At 72.6% G+C, this 19142-nt stretch carries 18 protein-coding genes; 12 read left to right on the top strand and 6 right to left on the bottom strand.

The genetic code is table 11. The features are described 5' to 3' along the window. Positions 1-130 precede the first annotated feature (130 nt). The 3 genes from Pen02_RS20950 (at position 131) to Pen02_RS20940 (ending at position 2737) form a co-directional block, all read left to right on the top strand. Positions 131-859: a hypothetical protein gene (locus Pen02_RS20950; protein WP_203867800.1), complete on the top strand. Its 729-nt coding sequence runs from the start codon at positions 131-133 to the stop codon at positions 857-859. A gap of 186 nt (positions 860-1045) precedes the next feature. Beyond that, positions 1046-1276, top strand: coding sequence for a hypothetical protein (locus Pen02_RS20945; RefSeq protein WP_203867799.1), 231 nt, complete (start codon positions 1046-1048; stop codon positions 1274-1276). Between the two features lie 219 nt (positions 1277-1495). Further along, a complete protein-coding gene (locus Pen02_RS20940) occupies positions 1496-2737 on the top strand; it encodes a calcium:cation antiporter family protein (protein ID WP_203867798.1) in 1242 nt (413 codons plus the stop codon). A gap of 585 nt (positions 2738-3322) precedes the next feature. Here the strand turns inward: Pen02_RS20940 and Pen02_RS20935 are convergent. From Pen02_RS20935 to Pen02_RS20920, 4 genes are all read right to left on the bottom strand, one after another. Then, entirely contained in the window at positions 3323-5539 is a 2217-nt protein-coding gene (locus tag Pen02_RS20935; RefSeq protein WP_203867797.1) for a xanthine dehydrogenase family protein molybdopterin-binding subunit, read from the bottom strand. 180 nt (positions 5540-5719) lie between these two features. Next, positions 5720-6952 (bottom strand): cytochrome P450, encoded by a 1233-nt coding sequence (locus Pen02_RS20930; protein WP_203867796.1) that lies wholly within the window; start codon positions 6950-6952, stop codon positions 5720-5722. Positions 6953-7042: 90 nt separating this feature from the next. After that, positions 7043-8020 carry a CU044_5270 family protein gene (locus tag Pen02_RS20925; RefSeq protein WP_203867795.1) on the bottom strand — a complete coding sequence of 326 codons (978 nt, stop codon included), beginning with the start codon at positions 8018-8020 and terminating at the stop codon, positions 7043-7045. Further along, entirely contained in the window at positions 8017-8724 is a 708-nt protein-coding gene (locus Pen02_RS20920; RefSeq protein WP_239141039.1) for an RNA polymerase sigma factor, read from the bottom strand. Before Pen02_RS20920 ends, Pen02_RS20925 begins: the two co-directional genes overlap by 4 nt. A gap of 192 nt (positions 8725-8916) precedes the next feature. Between Pen02_RS20920 and Pen02_RS20915 the strand changes: the two genes are divergently transcribed. Then, complete coding sequence (locus Pen02_RS20915; protein ID WP_203867793.1) at positions 8917-9258, top strand: DUF952 domain-containing protein; 342 nt, start codon at positions 8917-8919, stop codon at positions 9256-9258. Between the two features lie 104 nt (positions 9259-9362). Here Pen02_RS20915 and Pen02_RS20910 read toward each other — a convergent pair whose 3' ends face one another. Further along, positions 9363-11216, bottom strand: a complete 1854-nt coding sequence (locus Pen02_RS20910; protein ID WP_203867792.1) for an NAD-binding protein — start codon at positions 11214-11216, stop codon at positions 9363-9365. 79 nt (positions 11217-11295) lie between these two features. Continuing rightward, positions 11296-12609: a Na+/H+ antiporter NhaA gene (nhaA, locus tag Pen02_RS20905; protein WP_203867791.1), complete on the bottom strand. Its 1314-nt coding sequence runs from the start codon at positions 12607-12609 to the stop codon at positions 11296-11298. 227 nt (positions 12610-12836) lie between these two features. Between nhaA and Pen02_RS20900 the strand changes: the two genes are divergently transcribed. The 8 genes from Pen02_RS20900 to Pen02_RS20865 all read left to right on the top strand — a co-directional run bounded on the left by Pen02_RS20900 (position 12837) and on the right by Pen02_RS20865 (position 19050). Next, positions 12837-13760, top strand: a complete 924-nt coding sequence (locus tag Pen02_RS20900) for a LysR family transcriptional regulator (protein ID WP_203867790.1) — start codon at positions 12837-12839, stop codon at positions 13758-13760. Positions 13761-13933: 173 nt separating this feature from the next. After that, positions 13934-14320: a YbaB/EbfC family nucleoid-associated protein gene (locus tag Pen02_RS20895; RefSeq protein ID WP_203867789.1), complete on the top strand. Its 387-nt coding sequence runs from the start codon at positions 13934-13936 to the stop codon at positions 14318-14320. Next, on the top strand, positions 14317-14628 hold the full coding sequence (locus Pen02_RS20890; protein ID WP_203867788.1) for a type VII secretion target: 312 nt from the start codon (positions 14317-14319) through the stop codon (positions 14626-14628). The genes Pen02_RS20895 and Pen02_RS20890 overlap by 4 nt, the downstream gene beginning before the upstream one ends. Further along, entirely contained in the window at positions 14625-15629 is a 1005-nt protein-coding gene (locus Pen02_RS20885; RefSeq protein ID WP_203867787.1) for a hypothetical protein, read from the top strand. The genes Pen02_RS20890 and Pen02_RS20885 overlap by 4 nt, the downstream gene beginning before the upstream one ends. Before the next feature lie 13 nt (positions 15630-15642). Beyond that, positions 15643-16236, top strand: a complete 594-nt coding sequence (locus tag Pen02_RS20880) for a DUF6346 domain-containing protein (protein ID WP_203867786.1) — start codon at positions 15643-15645, stop codon at positions 16234-16236. Between the two features lie 6 nt (positions 16237-16242). Next, entirely contained in the window at positions 16243-16833 is a 591-nt protein-coding gene (locus Pen02_RS20875) for a DUF6346 domain-containing protein (protein WP_203867785.1), read from the top strand. Between the two features lie 536 nt (positions 16834-17369). Then, the gene (locus Pen02_RS20870) at positions 17370-17867 is read left to right on the top strand and encodes a hypothetical protein (protein ID WP_203867784.1); all 498 of its coding nucleotides are present in this window, start codon (positions 17370-17372) and stop codon (positions 17865-17867) included. 193 nt (positions 17868-18060) lie between these two features. Further along, complete coding sequence (locus Pen02_RS20865; RefSeq protein WP_239141037.1) at positions 18061-19050, top strand: acetyltransferase; 990 nt, start codon at positions 18061-18063, stop codon at positions 19048-19050. Positions 19051-19142: the final 92 nt, after the last annotated feature.

Here is a 19142-nt window from a genome sequence, read left to right as displayed (position 1 = left end):
ACGGTTCAGGCTGTCAACGTACCCCACGGGTGGGGCGGCGGGACGGACGGCGGCAGCCGGGCTCCCGGATTCGTGCCGTCCGTACGGCGTACCACGGCCGGCGTGCGCCGCCGACCGCACAGTTCTGGGTATGACTTCTCGTAGCCACCTCGCCGGGCGCGTCGCCGCCCTCTCGGCCCTCGTCCTGCTCGGCGCCGGCTGTGGCGTCATCGACACGGTCCAGAACGCCGTCGACACGGCCAACACGCTCGGCAACTTCGCCGACCGGCTGGGGAAATCGGCCCAGCTCACCTTCACCGCCGAATACCGGATCGTCGGCGAGGAGGCCGGCCAGCGGGAGACCGAGAACGTCACCCTCGCCCAGCAGCCGCCCAACTCCGCGCTCAGCACCCGGGACGGCCGGCTGATCTTCACACCGGAGCACATGGTCATCTGCTCGAAGGGCGAGTGCCAGAAGTCGGCGAACACCGCCGCCGCCACGACGCCGGAGGCCGGCATGGTCGCCGCGGTCGCCGGCCCCGGCTTCGTCACCCCGGAACTGGCGCTCGGCCTGGTCGCCGCCGCCGCGATCGTGCCGAACACCGACGTACGGACGACGGAGCGGTCGATCGCCGGCCAGGAATCGCTCTGCGCCGACGTCACAGGCGTCAGCGACCCGCAGGGCGGTACCGAGGGGACGCTGGACAAGCTCACGGTCTGCGTCACCGAGTCGGGCGTACTGGCCTCGTTCGTCGGTCGTACGGACACCGGCGAGCAGGCCGCGATCGAACTCGTGAAGTACTCCGAGAAGGTCGACCGGAAGGCGTTCACCCCGCCGCCCGGCGCGACCGTCGAGGACGTGTCGCAGCTCCAGTGGTAGTTCCGGAGCGAGAATGCCGCAGCTCCCGGTACCGGCCCGGGTCGAGGACTCCGAAGGGGCGGGCCGGTTCTGGGAGACTGGGCGGTGGCGGTGGCCGAGCGGCCCGGCGTCGTCCGGGCGTCGGGGGTCGGGGGTCGAGCAGCCGGCCAGGTGCGGCAGCGTCCGCCCGGCCCGGGAGGAGTCGCCATGTCGAGCGCGCCGGAGCCGCTCTCGATGACCGTCGACGGTCAGGACTTCCTCGTACGCGCCCGCGCCGGGCAGTCCGGCGTGTACGACTTCGAGTGGCTGACCGGCCCGTCCGGCTACGGCTTCACCGTGGCCAGGTCCGACCGCTCGCCGTTGGGTCACGCCGAGGCGGAGGAGGCCATCCGGGGCTTCCTCGCCCAGTCCGATCCCGCCACCGGCCTGATCGACTGACGGCCGGGCCGGACACCGGCCGGATCGGCTGAGGCCGGGGGCCGCCACCGGCCGGATCGGCTGAGGGCGGGGCCAGACACCGGCCGGATCGACTGACGGCCGGGGGGCCGGACACCGGTCGGATCGGCTGAGAGCCGGCCCGACCGCCGCCATCTCGGCGAATCCGCCCCTGGCTGTCGGTCCGGTCCGGCAGGCTCGATGCCGACGGGGGTGGCGGCAGTGCGGGTGGGGCTTGAGGTCACGGTGTCCGCCCGGGGCGTGGCGACCCGGGTCGGCCTCGCCGTGCTGGTGGCCGCACCGGCCGTCGTGATGCGACTGTCCGGCTCCCACCTGCCGCCGCTGGCCGGGATGGCGGTCTTCGGAGTGGCGGTACTGGCGGCGGTGGCCCTGCTGATGTGGGCTTCCGAGGTGGCCCGGGTAGATCTGCCGGGCAGCCTGGCGCTGGCCCTGCTCGCCCTGGTCGCGGTGCTCCCGGAGTACGCGATCGACATCTACTTCGCCTTCGCCGCCGGCTCCGATCCGGAGTTCGCGGCGTTCGCCCTGGCCAACATGACCGGAGCCAACCGGCTGCTGATCGGGGTCGCCTGGCCGCTGCTGGTCTTCGCCGCCATCTGGGCGGTACGCCGGCGCCGACGGCCCGGGGACCGCGACGGCGTGAGTCTCTCACCGCACCGCCGTACCGAGACGATCTACCTGCTGCTGGCCACCGTCTACGCCCTGGTGATCCCGATTACCGGCCGGCTGGCCTGGTACGACAGCATCGTCCTGGGCACCCTGTTCGCGCTCTACCTCTCCCGGACCGGACGTGCCGAGCACACCGAGGAGTCGCTGGTCGGGGTGGCCGCCACCCTCGCCAGGCAGCCGACCATCCGCCGTCGGCTCACCGCCGCCGCGCTCTTCGGCACGGCGGCGGTGGTGATCCTCAGCGCGGCGGAGCCGTTCGGCCGGTCCCTGGTCGAGGCCGGCACCATCCTCGGGATCGACGAGTTCCTGCTGGTCCAGTGGTTGGCACCGGTCGCCTCCGAGGCGCCCGAGGTGATCGTGGCGGTGGCCTTCGCGTTGCGCGGCCGGGCCGACGACGGGCTCGGCGCGCTGCTGGCGGCGAAGCTCAACCAGTGGACCCTGCTGATCGCCTGCCTGCCGATCGCCTTCTACCTCGGTGGCGGCGAGTTCGCCGGGCTGGCCCTGGACGAACGGCAGACCGAGGAGCTGTACCTGACCTCGGCGCAGACCCTGCTCGGCGTCGCAGTCCTGGCCGACCTGCGGATCTCCCGGGTCGAGGCGGCGCTGCTGTTCCTGCTCTTCGCCGTGCAGTTCGCCCTGCCCACCCCGGCGGTCCGGTACGGCGTCGCCGTCGCGTACGCGATCCTGGCCGGGCTGCTGCTGGCCCGGCACCGCCGGGAACTGCCCGCGCTGGTCCGGGCGACCTGGCCGACCGGCCGCGCCCGGCCCGACTCCTGAAACCCGGCACGGCCCGACTCCTGAACGCCCCGCCCGGCCCGACTCCTGAGCACCCCGCACCACGGCTCCTGAACACCCCGCACGGGTACGGCCCGCAGCGGAACTCCCGCCCGGGCCGTACGCCGGATCTTCGGGCTACAGGTAGCCCTTGGCCTCCCGCTTGGCGACCATCGGTTCGGCTCCCTTGCCCATCTTCCTCAACGCCTCCCGCAACTGCTGCTCGCTCATCTTCGAGCTGCCCTGGATGCCTGCTTCGTGAGCGCGTTGACGCAGGTCATGAAGATCGTCCCGACCAGTCATCTGAAGCCTCCCAGTTCCGCCGACGAGGGCGCCGCAGCCGGCCCCATCCTGGACGGCTGGCTTCCCCGGACGCTGCCCGTCAAACCGACCACACCGGCCGCTCCCGCTCGCCACCGCAGCAGCGCCGAGACCTCGGCCTCCTCGGAACACCGACCCATCGGCCCTCTCCGGACACCGGCCTCCTCGGAACATTTGCCTCCTCGGGACGCCAGCCGTCTCGGGACAGCCTCCCCCTCGGGACACCGGCCTCCTCGGGACAGTGACCCTTTCTCAGGCACCGGCCGGTCAGCCCGCGTCGGCTCGGCTCAACTGCTCGATGGTGATCGGCAGCGAGCGGAGCCGCCGGCCGGTGGCGTGGTGGATCGCGTTGGCGATCGCGGCGGCGACCCCGACGACGCCGATCTCGCCGAGCCCCTTCATCCCGACCGGATGGAACCGGTCCCGCTCGCCGACGAAGACGACGTCCAACTCGGGGGTGTCCGCGTGCACCGGGATCAGGTACTCGCCGAACGTCGCGTTCGCGATCCGCCCCGCGTGGTCGAAGAGGGTCTGCTCCATCAGCGTCATGCCGACGCCCATCACGGTGGCGCCGATCACCTGGCTGCGCCCGGTCTTCCGGTTGACGACCCGGCCCGCGTCGACCGCCGTGACGATGCGTACCACGTGCAGCAGCCCGAGTTCCTCGTCGACGCGTACCTCGGCGAACCTGGCCGCGAACGGTCCGGCCGGGGCCAGTGCGGTGCCCTCAGGGTTCGGGGTCGACCGGCCGGAGGCGGTCAGTTCGGCGAGCCCGTGCCGGGACAGGATCTGCTGGTAGCTCTCGCCGGCCGACGGGTCGCCGGTGAGGTGGACGCCGCCGCTGCCGGCGGTCACCTCGGCCGGCTGCCGCCCCCGCAGCGGTGACCGGTCGTCGTCGTGCACCAGGTTCAGCAGGTTGCGCAGCAGGTTGGCGGTGGCGTCGGAGATCGCCGCGCCGAGCGCAGCGGCCAGGCCGGATCCGCCGGACTGCGGGGCGGGCGGCAGGTCGCTGTCCCCGATCTCGACCCGTACCCGGGCCAGGTGCAGCCCGAGCAGTCCCGCCACGAGCTGGGTCACGATGGTGTACGTCCCGGTGCCGAGATCGGTCGCCGCGGTACGTACCCGGGCCGTGCCGTCCTGGCAGATCGAAACGGTGACCTGGCACGGCGCCTGGTACCACTCGAAGGTCACCCCGGCCATGCCGTAGCCGACCAGGAACCTGCCGTCCCGGGTCGACCGGACCTCCGGATCGCGGTCCGCCCAGCCGAACCGTTCGGCGCCGACCGCGTAGCACTCCCGCAGCGCATTGCTCGACCAGGGCTTCCCGGTCTGCGGCTGGACGTCGGCGTAGTTGCGCAGCCGGAAGTCGAGCGGGTCGATCCGGAGCTGGTGGGCGAGGTCGTCGATTGCCGACTCCAGCGCGAAGTTGCCCTCGGTGCTGCCGGGCGCCCGCATGTTGCCGGGATTCGGGATGTTCAGCCGGACCTGCCGGTCCCGGGTGGCGACGTTCGGGCAGGCGTACGCGTTGCCGGTGGTGAGGGTGACCGGCTCGAAGTTGCCCTCCTCGATCCCGATCGTCGAGGTCCCCTCGTGGTCGATCGCCACCAGCCGGCCGTCCCGGTCCGCGCCGAGCCGCACGCGCTGCACCGTCTCCGGGCGGTGGCCGACCGAGGTGAACATCTGCTGCCGGGTCAGCACCAACTTGACCGGCAGGTTCAGCGTCCGGGCCGCCAGCGCGGTGAGCACGGTGTGCGGCCCGACCCGCAGGCCGGCCCCGAAGGCTCCGCCGAGGTACGGCACCAGCACCCGTACGTCGCTCTCGGGCACCTCGAAGACGGCGGCGAGGGTCTGCCGGACCAGCATCGGCCACTGCGTCGTCTCGTGCACCACCAGCCGGTTCCCGGACCAGCAGGCCACGGTGGAGAACGGGCCGAGCGGGTTGTGGGTCTCCGGCGCGATCGTGTAGACGGCGTCTGAGACCGCGTCGGCGGAGGCCAGCGCCGCGTCGACGTCGCCGCGCCGCAGATCCATCCCGTACGCGTTGTCGAGCACCTGCGCCTGCGGGTTGTCGATGCCCAGCACCGGTACGCCGGCCGCGTAGTCGACCTCGACCAGCCGGGTCGCCGCGAGCGCCTGCTCCAGCGTCCGGGCCACCACCATCGCCACGTGCTGCCCGTGGTGCACGACGCGGTCGTCCCGGAACGGAAACCGGGGCGGCGGGCCGACCACCGACGGCGGCCCCTCCGGCAGCGCCGGGGTGTTCTCGTGGGTGAGCACGGTCAGCACCCCGGGCGAGGCGAGCGCCGCCGCCGTGTCGATCCGGGTGATGGTGCCCGCGCCGACGGTCGACTGCACGAGCGCGGCGTGCACCAGGCCCGGCATCGTGACGTCCGACGGGTACGGCGCGTGCCCGGTCACCTTCAGCGGCCCGTCGACCCGGTCGACCGGATCGCCGAGCAGCTCCTCCGCGAGCACCGCAGTCATGACCGCACCCCCGATACGGCGTCGGCCTCCACCGGGGCCGCCGCCCGCCCCCGAACTCCGCACGGCCGCACCCCGCTGCGAACCCTGCTGGAAATCTACAAACGGGCGTCGTGCCGAGCCGACCGAACCGGCAAATACCCCCGGACGGGGCCGGCGCCTTCCCGCGCAGGAACGGAAGGGCTAACCCCGGACGAGTACGAAACCGCTGCGCGGCCGGGTCGGCACCCGGCGCAGCGAGATCCCGAGATCCTGCTCCGGCACCTCGTAGTCGAGTTCCGCCAGCCGTCCGGAAAGTGCGCCGAGCAGTGCCACCGTGGTGGTCTCACCGGGACAGCGGTGGCCGGTACGGGGATCGCCGCCGCCCTGCGGCACCAGTTCGAACGCGCCGATCTCACGGCCGAGGAACCGCTCCGGGTCGAAGACGTACGGGTCGGGCCAGAGGTCCGGGTCGTGGTTCTGGCCGTACAGGTCGAGCAGTACCAGGGTGCCGGCTGGGATGGGCACGTCCCGCCAGGCGAGGTCCCGGACGGCGCGGCCGGCCACGAACGGCGCGAACGGATAGAAGCGCCGGACCTCGTGCCCGAACGCCGTGACGTAGTCGGGGCTGCCGGAGCGGAGCCGGGCCCGCAGGTCCGGCCAGCGGTGCAGGGCGTGCGCCGCGAAGGCGACGTACCAGCAGACCGCCACGGTCGGCCGGACCAGGTTGATGATCTCCACCGCCGCCAGCCGGGGATCGAGCCGCTCGCCGTCGGCGTCCCGGTAGCCCGCGATCAGGTCGACCGCCGAACCGCTGTCGGCAGCCCGCCGGCCCTGGCGTACCTCGTCGACCAGCTCGGCCAGCCACCGTTCCCGCCTGCTCCGCGCCTGCCGGGCCCGCAGGTGCCGGGGCCCGAAGGTGCCGAAGCCGTCCACCATCGCCACCATGTCGGCGGCGACCGGGGCGACGTCCGGCTCGGCCAGCGGTACCCCGACCCACCGGCAGACCGCCCGGGCGAGTACCCGGCTGACCTCGTCGAAGAGTACGACCGGCTGCCAGGAGGGCCAGCCGGCGACGGTCTCGTCCCAGGCCGCCGTGGCGTACCGCTGGAGGTTGGTGATCCCCTCCGGGTCGAGCAGCGACGTGAAGACCGCCTTGCGGTGCCGGTGAGCGGCGCCGTCGAGGGTGTGCACCGCACCCCGGCCGAAGAGCGTCGCCTGGACCGCGCCCGGTACCGCCCCGTGCCGCCGGAGGTGCTGCTCGTCGTAGAAGAACCGGGCCGCCTCCGGGCCGCACAGAGCCACCGCCCGTCCGCCGAGCAGCCGGGTCTGGACGACCTCCGTACCCTCCCGGCGGCGCAGGTTGGGCAGCCAGCCGTACCCCTCGACGGCCAGCCGCAGCGTGTTGTCGGCGAGGAGACCCGGGCGCGGAGGCATTCGCCCTTGATGCCCCGGCGGCCGGGGACTAAACCGGGTCGGGCGGGCGGGGTGGGCCGCCGACCTGGCCGCCCACCCCGCCGGCACGGTTCAGCTCGGCAGCCGCTCCGTCCACTCGGCGGTCAGCCGGTAGCTGGCCTGGTCGGCACCCTTGCCCGAGAAGCCGGCCTCGCCTCCCTCGATGGTGACGAAGAAGTTGGTCTCGCGGATCCGCGCGGTGGCCGGGTCGACGACCAGCCGGGCCTGCGTACCGTCGGGGAGCGGAATGCGCAGCCCCTGTCCGCCGTCGACCGCGCCGAGACTCTCGACACCTGGGTACCCGGCGATCGCCCGGAACGCCGCGGCCCGGACCCGGGGCGGTGCCGGCAACTGGGACACCAGCGACACCAGCCCGTTGAAGACCGAACGCTCCCGCAATTCGGCGTTCAGCGGTCCACCGCTGGTCCTGACGTTCCCGTCCCGTACGGCGTTGGTGATCCACTCGCGCAGTGCCGCCGGCTCGGTCGGCAACCTCCGTAGCTGGTCCAGGCTCACCTCGACCCCGCCGACCACCCAGGGAGTGGTACCGCCGAGCTTGACCACCTTGCCCTCCGACTTCGCCGCCCGGAACCAGGTCCTCCCGTCCCGGTGGATCCAGTACTCGTACTCGTACGGCGCGGAGCCGGCGACCCCGGAGGAGTGCACCTTGAGGTACCAGTAGTCGCCGGTCCCCTCCGGCGCCTGCTCGGCGGTGGTGGCGGCGACCAGCAGCAGCTCGCGGCCGGGGGGCGCCGCCACGGCCGGGCCGTCGCCGGAGGGGACCGCGTCGTCGCCACCGACCACCGCGCCCACCCCGACCGCGACGGCGGTGACGGCGGCCAGTGCCGAGGCCACCAGCACGAGCCGCCGCCTCGGGAAGCGGTGCGGCGCCGGTCGGCCCGCCCGCAGGTCCTCGTCGATCGAACTCATCAACAACTCCTGGAGTCGAAGGTGCCGCTCGCCGGGAAGGTCCCGTTCCTCCGGCGGCGGCAGCAGCCGGGCCAGTTCGGCGCGGTCGATCGGATCGGGCTGCACCGGTACGAGGTTCATCGGACGTTCTCCTCGGCGAACAGGGCCGCGACGTCGCGGCCACCTTCTAGCTGTCCATCGCCGGGCGCGGGTTCCACGCCGGTTCCGGTCGGGCTCCCGGTCGGGTCGGCGGCACCGGACCGGGGCGCTCCGGGCGGAGGCACCCCCGGCGGGCGGAGCCGGCCGGCGACGACGAGTTTCTCCAGCTTGCGGCGGGCCCTGGACAACCGGGAACGCACGGTGCCGACCGGTACGCCGAGCGCCACCGCCGCCTCCGCGTAGCCGAGCCCGGACCAGACGCAGAGCGCGAGTACCTCACGTTCGGGCTGGCGCAGCGCGGCCAGCGCCGTACGCACCCGGGCCAACCGTTCGCCGTCGTCGAGCCGGCCGGTGACCTCGTCGGTGAAGTCCGGTACCGCCTCCGCCCGGGGCAGCCGGGCCAGCGCGCCGTCGTAACGCCGGGCGGCCCGGCGTACGTTCCGGGCGACGTTGGTGGCGATGCCGAGCAGCCACGGCCGCAGCGAACCGCCGTCCGGGCCGACGTCGACCCGGTCCCGCAGCCGCCACGCCTCCAGGAAGGTCAGCGACGCCACGTCCTCGGCGGTCGACCAGTCGCCCGAGAGCCGGTAGGCGTGGTTGTAGACCGAACGGACGTGTCCGTCGAAGAGTTCCCGGAACGCGTCCGGGTCTCCGGCGCGAACCCGGGTTCGCAGACTTGTATCCACATCCACAGACTGTCCGCCCGGAGAGGTCCGGTTCCCGGCGCCGCCGGGCATCTTCGGCGACCCCGGCCGGCCCGAGGATCAGACCCGCCCGGTCCGAGGATCACACCCGCCCGGTCGGAGGCCGCCCGGTACGCCCGGTCGGAGGCTGCCGGGCCGGTCACGGGTACCGCGGTCGGCCGGTACAGTCCGAGGGTGATCTTCCACATCGCCGAGGAGTCCGACTGGGCGGCGGCGCAGGTCGCCGGCGACTACCGGATCTCGACCCGGGGCCGCACCCTGGCCGACGAGGGCTTCATCCACGCCTCCCGCCGGGGACAGGTGCTCGGCGTCGCCGAGGCCGCCTACCTGGACGCGGGTCCGCTGCTGCTGCTCAGCATCGACCCGGACCGCCTCACCTCCCCGGTACGCGACGACGAGGTCGCGCCGGGCATCGTCTTCCCGCACATCTACGGCCCGGTCAACCTCGACGCGGTGGTGGCCGTGGCCCCCCTGGAACGGACCGCCGACGGCAGGTTCGTGATGCCACCCGGCTGACCCGGCACGCCGCCCGTCCCCGCCGCGCCGGTCATTCCGGGCGCGCTGGTGCTGGTCGATCCGGGCGTGCCGGTGCTGGTCAATCCGGGCGTGCCGGTAGCCGGTCATTCCGGGTGTGCCGGCTCGGCGGACGCGCCCGCTCCGGACTCCCCGGGCAGGGTCGGTGCGGTGGTCGGCGGCAGTGCGGGTGGCCGGGGTCGCGGCCGGGCGGCGGTGTTCAGCAGGCGCAGCGGGGTCGGCTCGACCAGCGGCGGCGGGTTCGGGCTCACCGCCGTCCGGGCGAGCAGGCCGGCCAGCCCGGCCCGGGTGGCGACCACCAGCAGCCGGTCCGTCCGGACCAGCGGCCGGCGGTCCGGCAGCGTCCAGAGCGTCTGACCGGCCCGACCCGTACGGACCGCGATCAGCCGTACCTCGCCCGGCCGGCCGACCTCGGGGCAGAGCCGCCCCTCCAGTTCCGAGCCGGCGCCGACCGGCAGCTCCGCGACCAGCAACACCCGGCGGCCGACGGAGATCGCCCCCACCACCTCCCGGCCCATCATCGCCGCCGCGAAGGCGGGTGCGGCCAGGTAGGAGACACTGCGCGAGTGGTCGATCCCGAAGGCCCGCTTGACCCGCCGCGCGAAGCCCTCGTCGAAGAGCCGGAGCACCACCCGCAACCTGGCCCCGCCGTCACCCCGCTGCGCCTCCCGGTGCACCGCCCGCCCGATCAGCGCGGTCTCCAGGTTGGTCACGTCGTCGCTGGTGAGTACCAGCAGCGCCCGGCAGGTCTCCACCGAGGCGGCCCGCAGCGCCTCCGCGTTGTTGGCGTCCCGGACCAGTACCGGAATGCGCAGCTCGCGGGCGACCGCCACCCCCCGGGCGTGTTCCATCCGGTCGACGGCGACCACGTCCAGCCCGAAGTCGTGCAGCTCCCGGATCACCCTGGTGCCGATGTTGCCGAGCCCGACCACGATCACGTGGCCGGAGACCGGCTCGGTGAGTCCTCCGGCGGCCAGCGCGAGCCGGGCGTTGACGATGACGTCCACGATCAACGCCGTCACGGTGGGGATCAGCGCCACCCCGGTGACCACGAGCAGTACCGCCACCGCTTTCTCGGCCACCGAGGCGCCGGTGTCGGCGTCGGCACCGCCGAGGGCGGTGAGCACGGCCAGGTACGCGGCCTGGAGCAGGCCGGTGTCCTGGCGGGTGAGCGCCAGGGTGGCCGTACCGGTCACCAGTACTCCGGCCAGGGCCAGCAGGGCCAGTCGGAGGTTTCGCCCGAACAGCAGCCGGGTGGCCCGCATCGGATGCGGCCGACGGCGGCGTACCGGCCGGGGTCGGCTGGACGGTGCCCGGACGAGGACCAGGTCGGCGGCGTCCTCGTCGGCCGGCAGCCGAACCGGCTCGGGCAGCCCCTCGGTGATCGCCAGCCCGCAGAGCACGTCGTCGGGGTGGTCTCCGACGTCGGCGCGCCGGGCGGCCATCAGCAACTCGTCGGGCAGCCGTACGTAGGTGGGGGTGTCGTTGCCCAGCGCCGCCGCGACGAACGCGGGGGCGGCGAACTCGGAACCGGAGAGGACGCCGCAGTCGCCGAGCATGGTGGTGATGCCGTCGCCGAGTACCGGATTGAAGAGCCGGACCACGAGCCGGACGGTCGGACTCACCTCGCGGGCGATCAGCGCCGCGTCCACGTTGGCGACGTCGTCCCGGTCGACCAGCGCGACCGCGGCGGCGGTCTCGATGCCGGCCTGCCGGAAGACCTCCTGGTTGAGCCGGGGCGCGACGATGATCGCGGGCCGCAACGCCGGATCGCCGTCCTCCGGCACCAGCTCGACGATCTCCGGCGCCTGGTCCGCCGAGGCCGACGGCACGATCACCGTGACGTGTGCGGCATAGGTGTTCATCAGCTCGCCGACCAGCCGCTGGGCCAGCGCGTTGCCGCCCCACACCACGAACCGGGGCACCGCGTCACCGGACACGACGACATCGTAGTAACCGGGCGCCCGACCGAGGATCTTGATTTTCCGGGCCGCGAGGCGGTGCCGAGCGGGAGGCGGGTCAGCTCTCCGGTCGGCGGGCCTGGTAGACGTCCGGGACACCGTCGGCGTCCGCGTCGCGTTCCTCCACCGCCTGAAGGTTCTCGTAGTGGCGGTTACGGATCCGGAGTACCACCGTGGCGAGCAGTGCCGAGACCAGCGAGCCGACCAGTACGCCGATCTTGGTGTGCTCGGTCCGTTCCGCGCCCACCCCGAACGCCAGCTCGCCGATCAGCAGCGACACGGTGAAGCCGATCCCGCCGAGCAGGGCCAGCCCGAAGACGTCCCACCAGCTCAGCCCCTCGGCGAGCTGTGCCCGGGTGAACCGCTGGACCAGCCAGGTGGCACCGAGTACCCCGACGGTCTTGCCCGCGACCAGGCCGACCGCCACGCCCAGCGCCACCGAATCGCCCAGCCCGGCGACGAAGCCGCTCAACCCGCCGACCGAGACACCGGCGGCGAAGAACGCGAACACCGGTACGGCGACGCTCGCCGACAGCGGCCGGAACCGGTGTTCGAAGTGCTCGGCCAACCCCGGCCCCGGCCCCTCGGCCCGGCGGAGCACCGGCACCGTGAAGGCGAGCAACACCCCGGCAACCGTGGCGTGTACCCCGGACGCGTGCACCAGCGCCCAGGTCACGGCCGCCAACGGCAGCAGCAGCCACCAGGACCGGACCCGCCGCTGCACCAGCAGCCCGAACAGGGCCAACGGCAGCAGCGCCAGCAGCAGCGGAACCGGGTGCAGCGAGCTGGTGTAGAACAGCGCGATGATCACGATCGCCAGCAGGTCGTCGACGACGGCGAGGGTGAGCAGGAAGGTGCGCAGCGCCGCCGGCAGGTGGGTGCTGATCACCCCGAGTACGGCCAGCGCGAAGGCGATGTCGGTGGCGGTCGGGATCGCCCAACCGCGCAACGCGGCCCCGCCGGCACCGGCGTTCAACGCGACGTAGATCAGGGCCGGCACCGTCATCCCGCCCAGCGCGGCGGCGACCGGCAGCACCGCCCGGCGCGGACTGCGCAGGTCACCGGCGACGAACTCGCGCTTGAGTTCCAGCCCGGCGACGAAGAAGAAGACCGCGAGCAGCCCGTCCGCCGCCCACTGGCCGAGGGTCAGGTCCAGGTGCAGGGCGGCCGGCCCAAGCCGGAATTCGCCCAGCCCGGTGTAGACGTCCCGCCACGGGCTGTTCGCCCAGACCAGCGCGACGACCGCCGCACCGAGCAGCAGGGCGCCACCGACCGTCTCCGCGCGCAGGATGTCGCCGATCCGGCGTACCTCGGGCCAGCTACCTCGACCGAAGATCTGGCCGGAGGGGGTGCCCGGGGTCGGTGTCGTCACAGGTGGCCTCCGGCGGGGTCGGCAGCAGAATCGCCGACCAGACTTCCCGGCACACCCAGAGACCCACCCTAGCCGAGCAACCGCCCGAACCGCTCCGGGACGGCCCCGGCACCCGGATCTGACGTGCGGTGGTGCCGCCCGGGTGACGGCCCCCGGGAGGCTGCCGTCCGGGAGCGGGACCCGTGGTGGACGGATGTGGTGCCGGCGGGTGATCCTGTGGCGTGCTGTTGCGTGAGTTGGAGTACCTGACGGCGCTCGCCCGCGAGCAGCACTTCGCCCGGGCCGCCGCCGCCTGCCACGTGTCGCAGCCGTCGCTCTCCGCCGCGATCCGCAAACTGGAACGGGAACTGGACGTACCGATCGTGCGGCGCGGGCGCAGGTTCGCCGGGCTCACCCCGGAAGGCGAACGGGTGCTGCTCTGGGCGCACCGGATCCTGGCGGAACGGGACGCGTTGCGCCAGGACCTGTCGTCGATGCGCGGCGGGCTGACCGGAACGCTGCGGATGGGGGCGATCCCGACCGCGCTGACGGCGGCGTCCCTGCTGACCACGCCGTTCTGCGCGCGGCATCCGCAGGTACGGGTCTCGCTGGAGTCGGTGTCGTCGCGGGAGGTCGGCCACCTGCTCGCCGAGTTCGAGGTCGACGTGGCGGTGACCTATCTGGACGACGAGACGCTGGGCCGGGTCCGCACCGTCCCGCTGTACGAGGAGCGCTACCTCCTGCTGACCCCGGACGACGGCGCGCTGGCCGGGCAGGAGGTGGTGCGCTGGGCGCAGGTCGCCGAGTTGCCGCTGTGCCTGCTCGTACCCCGGATGCGCAACCGCCGGATCGTCGACGAGTTCTTCGCCGCCGACGGGGCGACCGTGGTACCGGCGGTGGAGACCGACACGGTCGGCGCGCTGTACGCGCACATCGCCACCCGGCAGTGGTCCAGCGTCATCGCGCACGCCTGGCTGCACACCTTCGGGGTACCCGAAGGGATGCGCGTCATCCCGCTGCGCAGCCCGGCACACGGACCCCGGATCGGCCTGGTGCTGGCCGACCGCGACCCCGAGCCGTTCCTCGTCCGCGCCCTGCTGGACGTCGCCCGCGAACTGGACGTCCGGGTGTCCCTCGACGGCGTGCTACGGAGATACCTCAGCCCCGCATAGCGCGTACGGCGACCCCGGGGTCGGTCGGCCACTGCGGGTCCACGGCCGGCCGTGCCGCACCCCGACGGCCCGGTACCAATCTCCATCCGGACGATTGATCTGGATATGTTGATGGGATCTCCGATCCGTGCAAGTTGTCTAAACTGGCCGCGTCAGCCACCGAGGGAGGACTTGTGCCGGGGGACCCGGAAGGCATGCTCATCGACTGGCAGCGGCGGGTGGAGCAGCAGACGGCGCTCACCACCGAGCTGAGCCAGCGAATGGAACAGAACAGGGCGACGGTCGAGTCGCGGGGCGGCGAGGCCGTCGTGACCGTCGACTCGTCGGGCGGCATGGCCGAGCTACGGCTCGACGAGCGGGCGATGCGACTGTCGGCGGACGAACTCGCCGCGATCATCCTGGACACCAGCCGCCGCGCCCAGGCGAAGATGGCACAGCAGATGGTCGACGTGGTGAGCAGCCTCTACGGGGCGAGTTCGGAGACGGCCTCGTTCATCGGAAACGCCTATACGAAACAGTTCCCGGAGCCACCTGAGGACGAGGAGCGTGACCACCGATGAGCGACATCAGGCTGTCGACGGCCGAGGTCCGCAAGCACGCCCAGATGGTGGACGAGGCCGGCCGGATGTGCCAGGAGGCCGCCGCCGGTGCGGAGTACGTCAACCTGCACGACGAGGTGTACGGCATCCTCTGTAGCCCGCTCTTCCTGCCGATCATCGATCCGTTGCAGGACTACGCGATGACGGAGATCCGCAACGGGGCCGACGCGACCATGCACCTTGCGGAACTGCTCCGCGCGCTGGCCGACAACGTCGACATCACCGACGGCGCGGCGGCGACCCGGATCAAGGAGGCGGGGAGCCGATGAGCACCGACGCGGCTATCACCCGGCCCTCGCTCATCGCCGCCGAGGGCGAGACGAAGGCGTGGGAGGGCGCCGGGATCTTCGAGTCGGCCTGCGGCGTGGTCGACGGCATCGCCAACCAGAACTGGCTGGGGGTCGGGGGCAACGCCGTGGCCGCCGGACTCTCCGCCATCGGCGCGATCATGGACCCGTTGCAGGCGGTCTTCGCCGCCGGGGTCGGCTGGCTGATGGAACACGTCAGCTTCCTGCGGGAGCCGCTGGACAAGCTGGCCGGCGACCCGAAGGCGATCGAGGGGCACGCCCAGACCTGGTACAACATCGAGCGGCGCATCTACGAGGCCACCGACTTCTTCGTCGCCGAGGTCAACCGGAGCACCGCCGAGTGGACCTCGCAGGCGGCTGCCGCCTACCGGCAGCGTGCCCGTGGGCACGCCGAGTCGGTGCAGGCGCTGGGCAAGGTCGCCGACGCGATGAGCAAGGCGACCACCATCGTCGGCGCCATGGTCGGCGTCATCCGCAACACCATCCGCGACATCGTCGCCGAGGTGATCGGCGCCTGCATCTCCAAGGCGATCCAGGCGCTCACCGTGGTGCTGATCCCCAAGGTCGCGGCCGAGGTCGCCATCCTGGTGGGCAAGACCAGCAGCAAGATCCTCGACCTTCTGGAGCGCCTGTTCCAGGCGATCAAGCAGATGGGCATCCTCACCAGCAAGTGCGACAGCATCCTGGCGCAGATCGGCCAGGCCAGCCGCAACACGCTGCGCCTCGAGGCGTTCCGCCTGCAGGCAATCGGCGAGGCCGGCGGAAGCGGCTTCAGCGGGTTCCGGGGGGCGTACAACACGATCGGGCAGGGCCATACCGCCGTGTACGGCACCGTCGACCAGGTGGTCCAGAACACCGCACGCAGCGCGGGACAGACCAACGGCTCGCAGAACGGTGGGCAGGCCGGCGATACGCTACGCGGTGGCAACCCGAGCCCCACCCCAATCGAACTGCCGCTCTGACGGAGGCAAGCCCGTGGAACCGCAGGACGACCGGATCGCCAAGCGCCTCGCCGAGATCGGGGAGCAGCAACGCGAACTCGACCGCCGGGACGCCGAGCGGCAGTCCGAGGCGCAGGACCTCGGCGCCTCGGTCGTACAGCGGCCCAGGAGCAATGGCCTCCGGTCGTTCCTGTTCCTCACCGGCGTACTCGTCCTGGCGGCCAGCCTGATCGGCGTCGCGGTGACGCTGAGCAGGCTGGCCGGCAAGGACATGGCTGACGCCCGGCGTACCGGTGAGGCGACCGTCGGCCGCTGCGTGGAGCACGGACCGATCAGCAACCGCGGCTTCGGCTACTGGGAGTCGTGCGAGGTCGACATCACCTGGGACGACGGCCAAGTCGAAGAGGTGACCGCCGGGGTCCTCTTCGACTCGTCCGACACCGGCACCACGGTGCGCGTCGGTGACCTGGGCCGGGACCGCACCACCCGGGTACTGGCCCGCGCCGACGTCGAGGCACGTCCCTGGCTGCTGTGGATCGGGTACGGCATCGGCGTCATCGCGCTGCTGCCCGGCTTCGTGGGCGTGCTGCTGCTGCGTGAGGTGCTGCGCTTCCGCAGGCGGAGATAGCCGTCTGTGGCAGCGCAGGACGACCGGATCGCCAGGCGGCTCGCCGAGATCGAGGAGCAGCGGCGCGAACTCGGCCGTCAGGGCGTCGTCGGTGACCGCGACGTGCCGGCGCTCGACGGCGAGGTGGTGCAGCGCAGGGCCGGATTCCTCCGATCGTTCCTGTTCACCCTGGGGGTGCTCGCGCTGGCGGCTGGGCTGCTCGGGGTCGGCGTCACCCTGGGCCGGCTGTCCGCGGACGACATGGCCGACGCGCGTCGCGAGGGCGAAGCCACGGTCAGCTCGTGCGTCGAGCGCGGCCCGGTCACCAACCGTGGCTTCGGCTACTACGAAACCTGTGAGGTGGAGGTCGTCTGGGAGGGGAGCGAGGTCGAGCGGATGACGATCAGCGTGGTGTTCGACTCGGCCGACATCGGCAACGCTGTCCACGTCGGCGACCTGGGGTACGACCGCAGCAGCCGGCAGTTGGCGCGTGCCGACGTGGCACCGCGACCCTGGTTGGAATGGATCGGCTACGGGTTCGGCGCGATCGCACTGCTACCGACGCTGGTGGGGGTGCTGCTGATGCGCGAGGTGCTGCGCTTCCGACGTAGGAAGTAGTCCACGGCCCGGCCCGGCACGACGTGCAACCCGGGCCGGGCCGGGTACGGCTCAGGCTGGGCGGATCCGTTTTCGACCGAGGCCGATCTTGCGGCCCTGGCGGGTACTGACCCTGGTCGCCTTGACGCTGCGGGTCTGCGCACTCACGCTTCGCGTCACGTGCTTACCGCCGCGTTCGGTCTTCCGTGGTCGCTTACGTCCCGCCTTGACGGCTTTCCTGCCCATCAGCACGCCAAGTTGGGCAGCCAACTCCTCGGCCCTACGGGCGAACCGGATCCGCCGCCGCTTCGTACGGTTCCGGATCGACCTGAGCCGTCCCGCAGCACCGTCGTTGCTGGTGATCCCACGCCCCATCGTGCCCACCTCCCCGAATTGCCGACGATCCCGGATTCCCCGTACCGCCAGAGCCAATCCATCGGCAGCCGCCACCCGACCTGCCGGGGTCGATCTCCGGCGGACGGTTCGGCCGGCGGCGAACCGACTCGGGTCTAGCGTGGCCGGCAGCCCGCCTTCCACCGAGTAAGGGATACCGAGAGATGAGCGACGACGACGTCCCCGCCACCGACGACCGCGACCCGGCACGGGTGATCGAGCAGTCCGTCGCGTACGCGCTGCGGCTCGCCGAGACCTGGACCAACTGGGACGGCACGCTCCGACAGGTCCAGGATCGGATCTACACCCCGCACAAGGCGATCCGGCGCCTCTCGGACCATCTCGTCGATCATCTCGCCGAACTGGAGGCCCGACTCGCCGGACAGAGCCCGCTTCCCGACCACTGGCACGCCTCGGCGATCACCACCTCGGCCGACCTGGCGCCGTTCACCCGGGAAGACCTGGACGAGGCCCGGAGCCGGCTGACCCGGCTGGCGCAGATCTGGTCGGTACGCCTGCGCAGCCTCGACGACGAGCGGCTCGACCGGGTCGAAGGCGACGCGTGGACGCTGCGGCAGCTCGCCTTCCACCTCGGCAGCACCTACTACGCAGACGCCGTCGGCGACCTCGGCACCGACCACCCGCCCCCGCTGAACCACTGAACCACGGAACCGCCGCCGCTGCCGTTGAACATACGGAAATCGCGTTGCGGCGGGCGGGCCGGGTGCGTACGTTCCCCGGTACGCCGACGAGCCGAGGGGAGGTCAGAACGATGTCCGATGTTCTGCGCCCCCTCCGCGCCCCGGCGTACACGCGGATCTGATCCGGGGCGCCCGCTCTCCGGAGGGTCACGCCATGACTGATCACGCCATGACTGGTCTGGTCATCCGCCCGCTCGTCGCGGGCGAGGAAAGTCTGTTCGACTCCATGCCCGATCCGCTGCCCCAACTGCGTCAGGTCGGCTACGCCGAAGGGCTGGCCGGCGGCGGTTACCGGCCCGAGCACACCTGGGTGGCGTTGCGCGCCGGCCGGGTGGTCGGCCGGGCGGCCTGGGTACTGCCACCGGGTGCCGTCGGTGCCCCGTGGCTGGAACGGTTCGACCTGGCCGCCGAGCCGGCGGTGGGTGCCGCGCTGCTGCGCGCCGCACACGAGGCGTTCGGCGGTCCGCTGGTCTACTACGCTGCCCTGCCGGCGTACTGGCGACGCCGGCCCGAGGTGCTGGCGGTGGTCGAGGCGCCGATGGCGGCGGCCAGGCTGGCCGGACTGGTCGAGCAGGGGGAGCGGCTGCGCTGTTCCTGGACGGGTACGCCGCTGCCGACGCCGTCCGGTCGGTACACGTTCCGACCCGCCGCCGACACGGCGGAGATCAACGCCCTGGTCGCCCGGATCGCCGAGCCGGACGTGCTGACCGGCCGGGAGATGGCCCTGGCGGCTGCCGGGGTGGACCTGTCCACCGATCCGCTGGCCTGGCTGACCGGGCCGCCCGACGACTGGCGGATCGCGCTGCGTGCCGGGCAGCCGGTCGGCCTGGCGGGTACGGCCGGGGACGCCTGCTATCCGCTGCTCGCCTATCTCGGCCTGGTCGAGGACGCCGTCCGGGGTGACCTGCTCGCCGAGGCGGTCCGGGTACTGGCCGACGGCGGTGCCCGGGAGGTGGTCGCCGACGTCGACGCCCACCGGGTGCGGGTACTGGCCGAACTGGAACGGACCGGGTTCCGGCGACTGCGGTCCCGGGTGATCTTCGCACCCGCCGGAGATCCGGCGACGGCGTCAGGAGTGGCGAACTCGGCGGACGAGACTCCGGCGGCGCCGGCCGGCGTACCCGATCGGGCCGCGACCGGCTGAGCGACGCCGCGTCCGCGACGACCGCGCGGTGGGCGGACCCGGGTCCGTGGGGTTCGCCCACCGTGGCGCCGACCGGGCGCTGATCCACATCC

The organism is Plantactinospora endophytica (assembly GCF_016862915.1).
Classification (GTDB): Bacteria; Actinomycetota; Actinomycetes; order Mycobacteriales; family Micromonosporaceae; genus Plantactinospora; species Plantactinospora endophytica.
The sequence above is the reverse complement of the archived record's forward strand: the minus strand, read 5'-3'. Positions and strand labels throughout refer to the sequence as shown.

What these genes read in the sequence shown, in the direction of transcription:
- Pen02_RS20870 (WP_203867784.1), top strand. Translation starts at nt 17,370, where the DNA reads ATGAGCGACGACGACGTCCCCGCCACCGACGACCGCGACCCGGCACGG.
- Pen02_RS20925 (WP_203867795.1), bottom strand. Translation starts at nt 8,020, where the DNA reads ATGAACCTCGTACCGGTGCAGCCCGATCCGATCGACCGCGCCGAACTG.
- Pen02_RS20935 (WP_203867797.1), bottom strand. Translation starts at nt 5,539, where the DNA reads ATGACTGCGGTGCTCGCGGAGGAGCTGCTCGGCGATCCGGTCGACCGG.
- Pen02_RS20885 (WP_203867787.1), top strand. Translation starts at nt 14,625, where the DNA reads ATGAGCACCGACGCGGCTATCACCCGGCCCTCGCTCATCGCCGCCGAG.
- Pen02_RS20945 (WP_203867799.1), top strand. Translation starts at nt 1,046, where the DNA reads ATGTCGAGCGCGCCGGAGCCGCTCTCGATGACCGTCGACGGTCAGGAC.
- Pen02_RS20950 (WP_203867800.1), top strand. Translation starts at nt 131, where the DNA reads ATGACTTCTCGTAGCCACCTCGCCGGGCGCGTCGCCGCCCTCTCGGCC.
- Pen02_RS20930 (WP_203867796.1), bottom strand. Translation starts at nt 6,952, where the DNA reads ATGCCTCCGCGCCCGGGTCTCCTCGCCGACAACACGCTGCGGCTGGCC.
- Pen02_RS20890 (WP_203867788.1), top strand. Translation starts at nt 14,317, where the DNA reads ATGAGCGACATCAGGCTGTCGACGGCCGAGGTCCGCAAGCACGCCCAG.
- Pen02_RS20865 (WP_239141037.1), top strand. Translation starts at nt 18,061, where the DNA reads ATGACTGATCACGCCATGACTGGTCTGGTCATCCGCCCGCTCGTCGCG.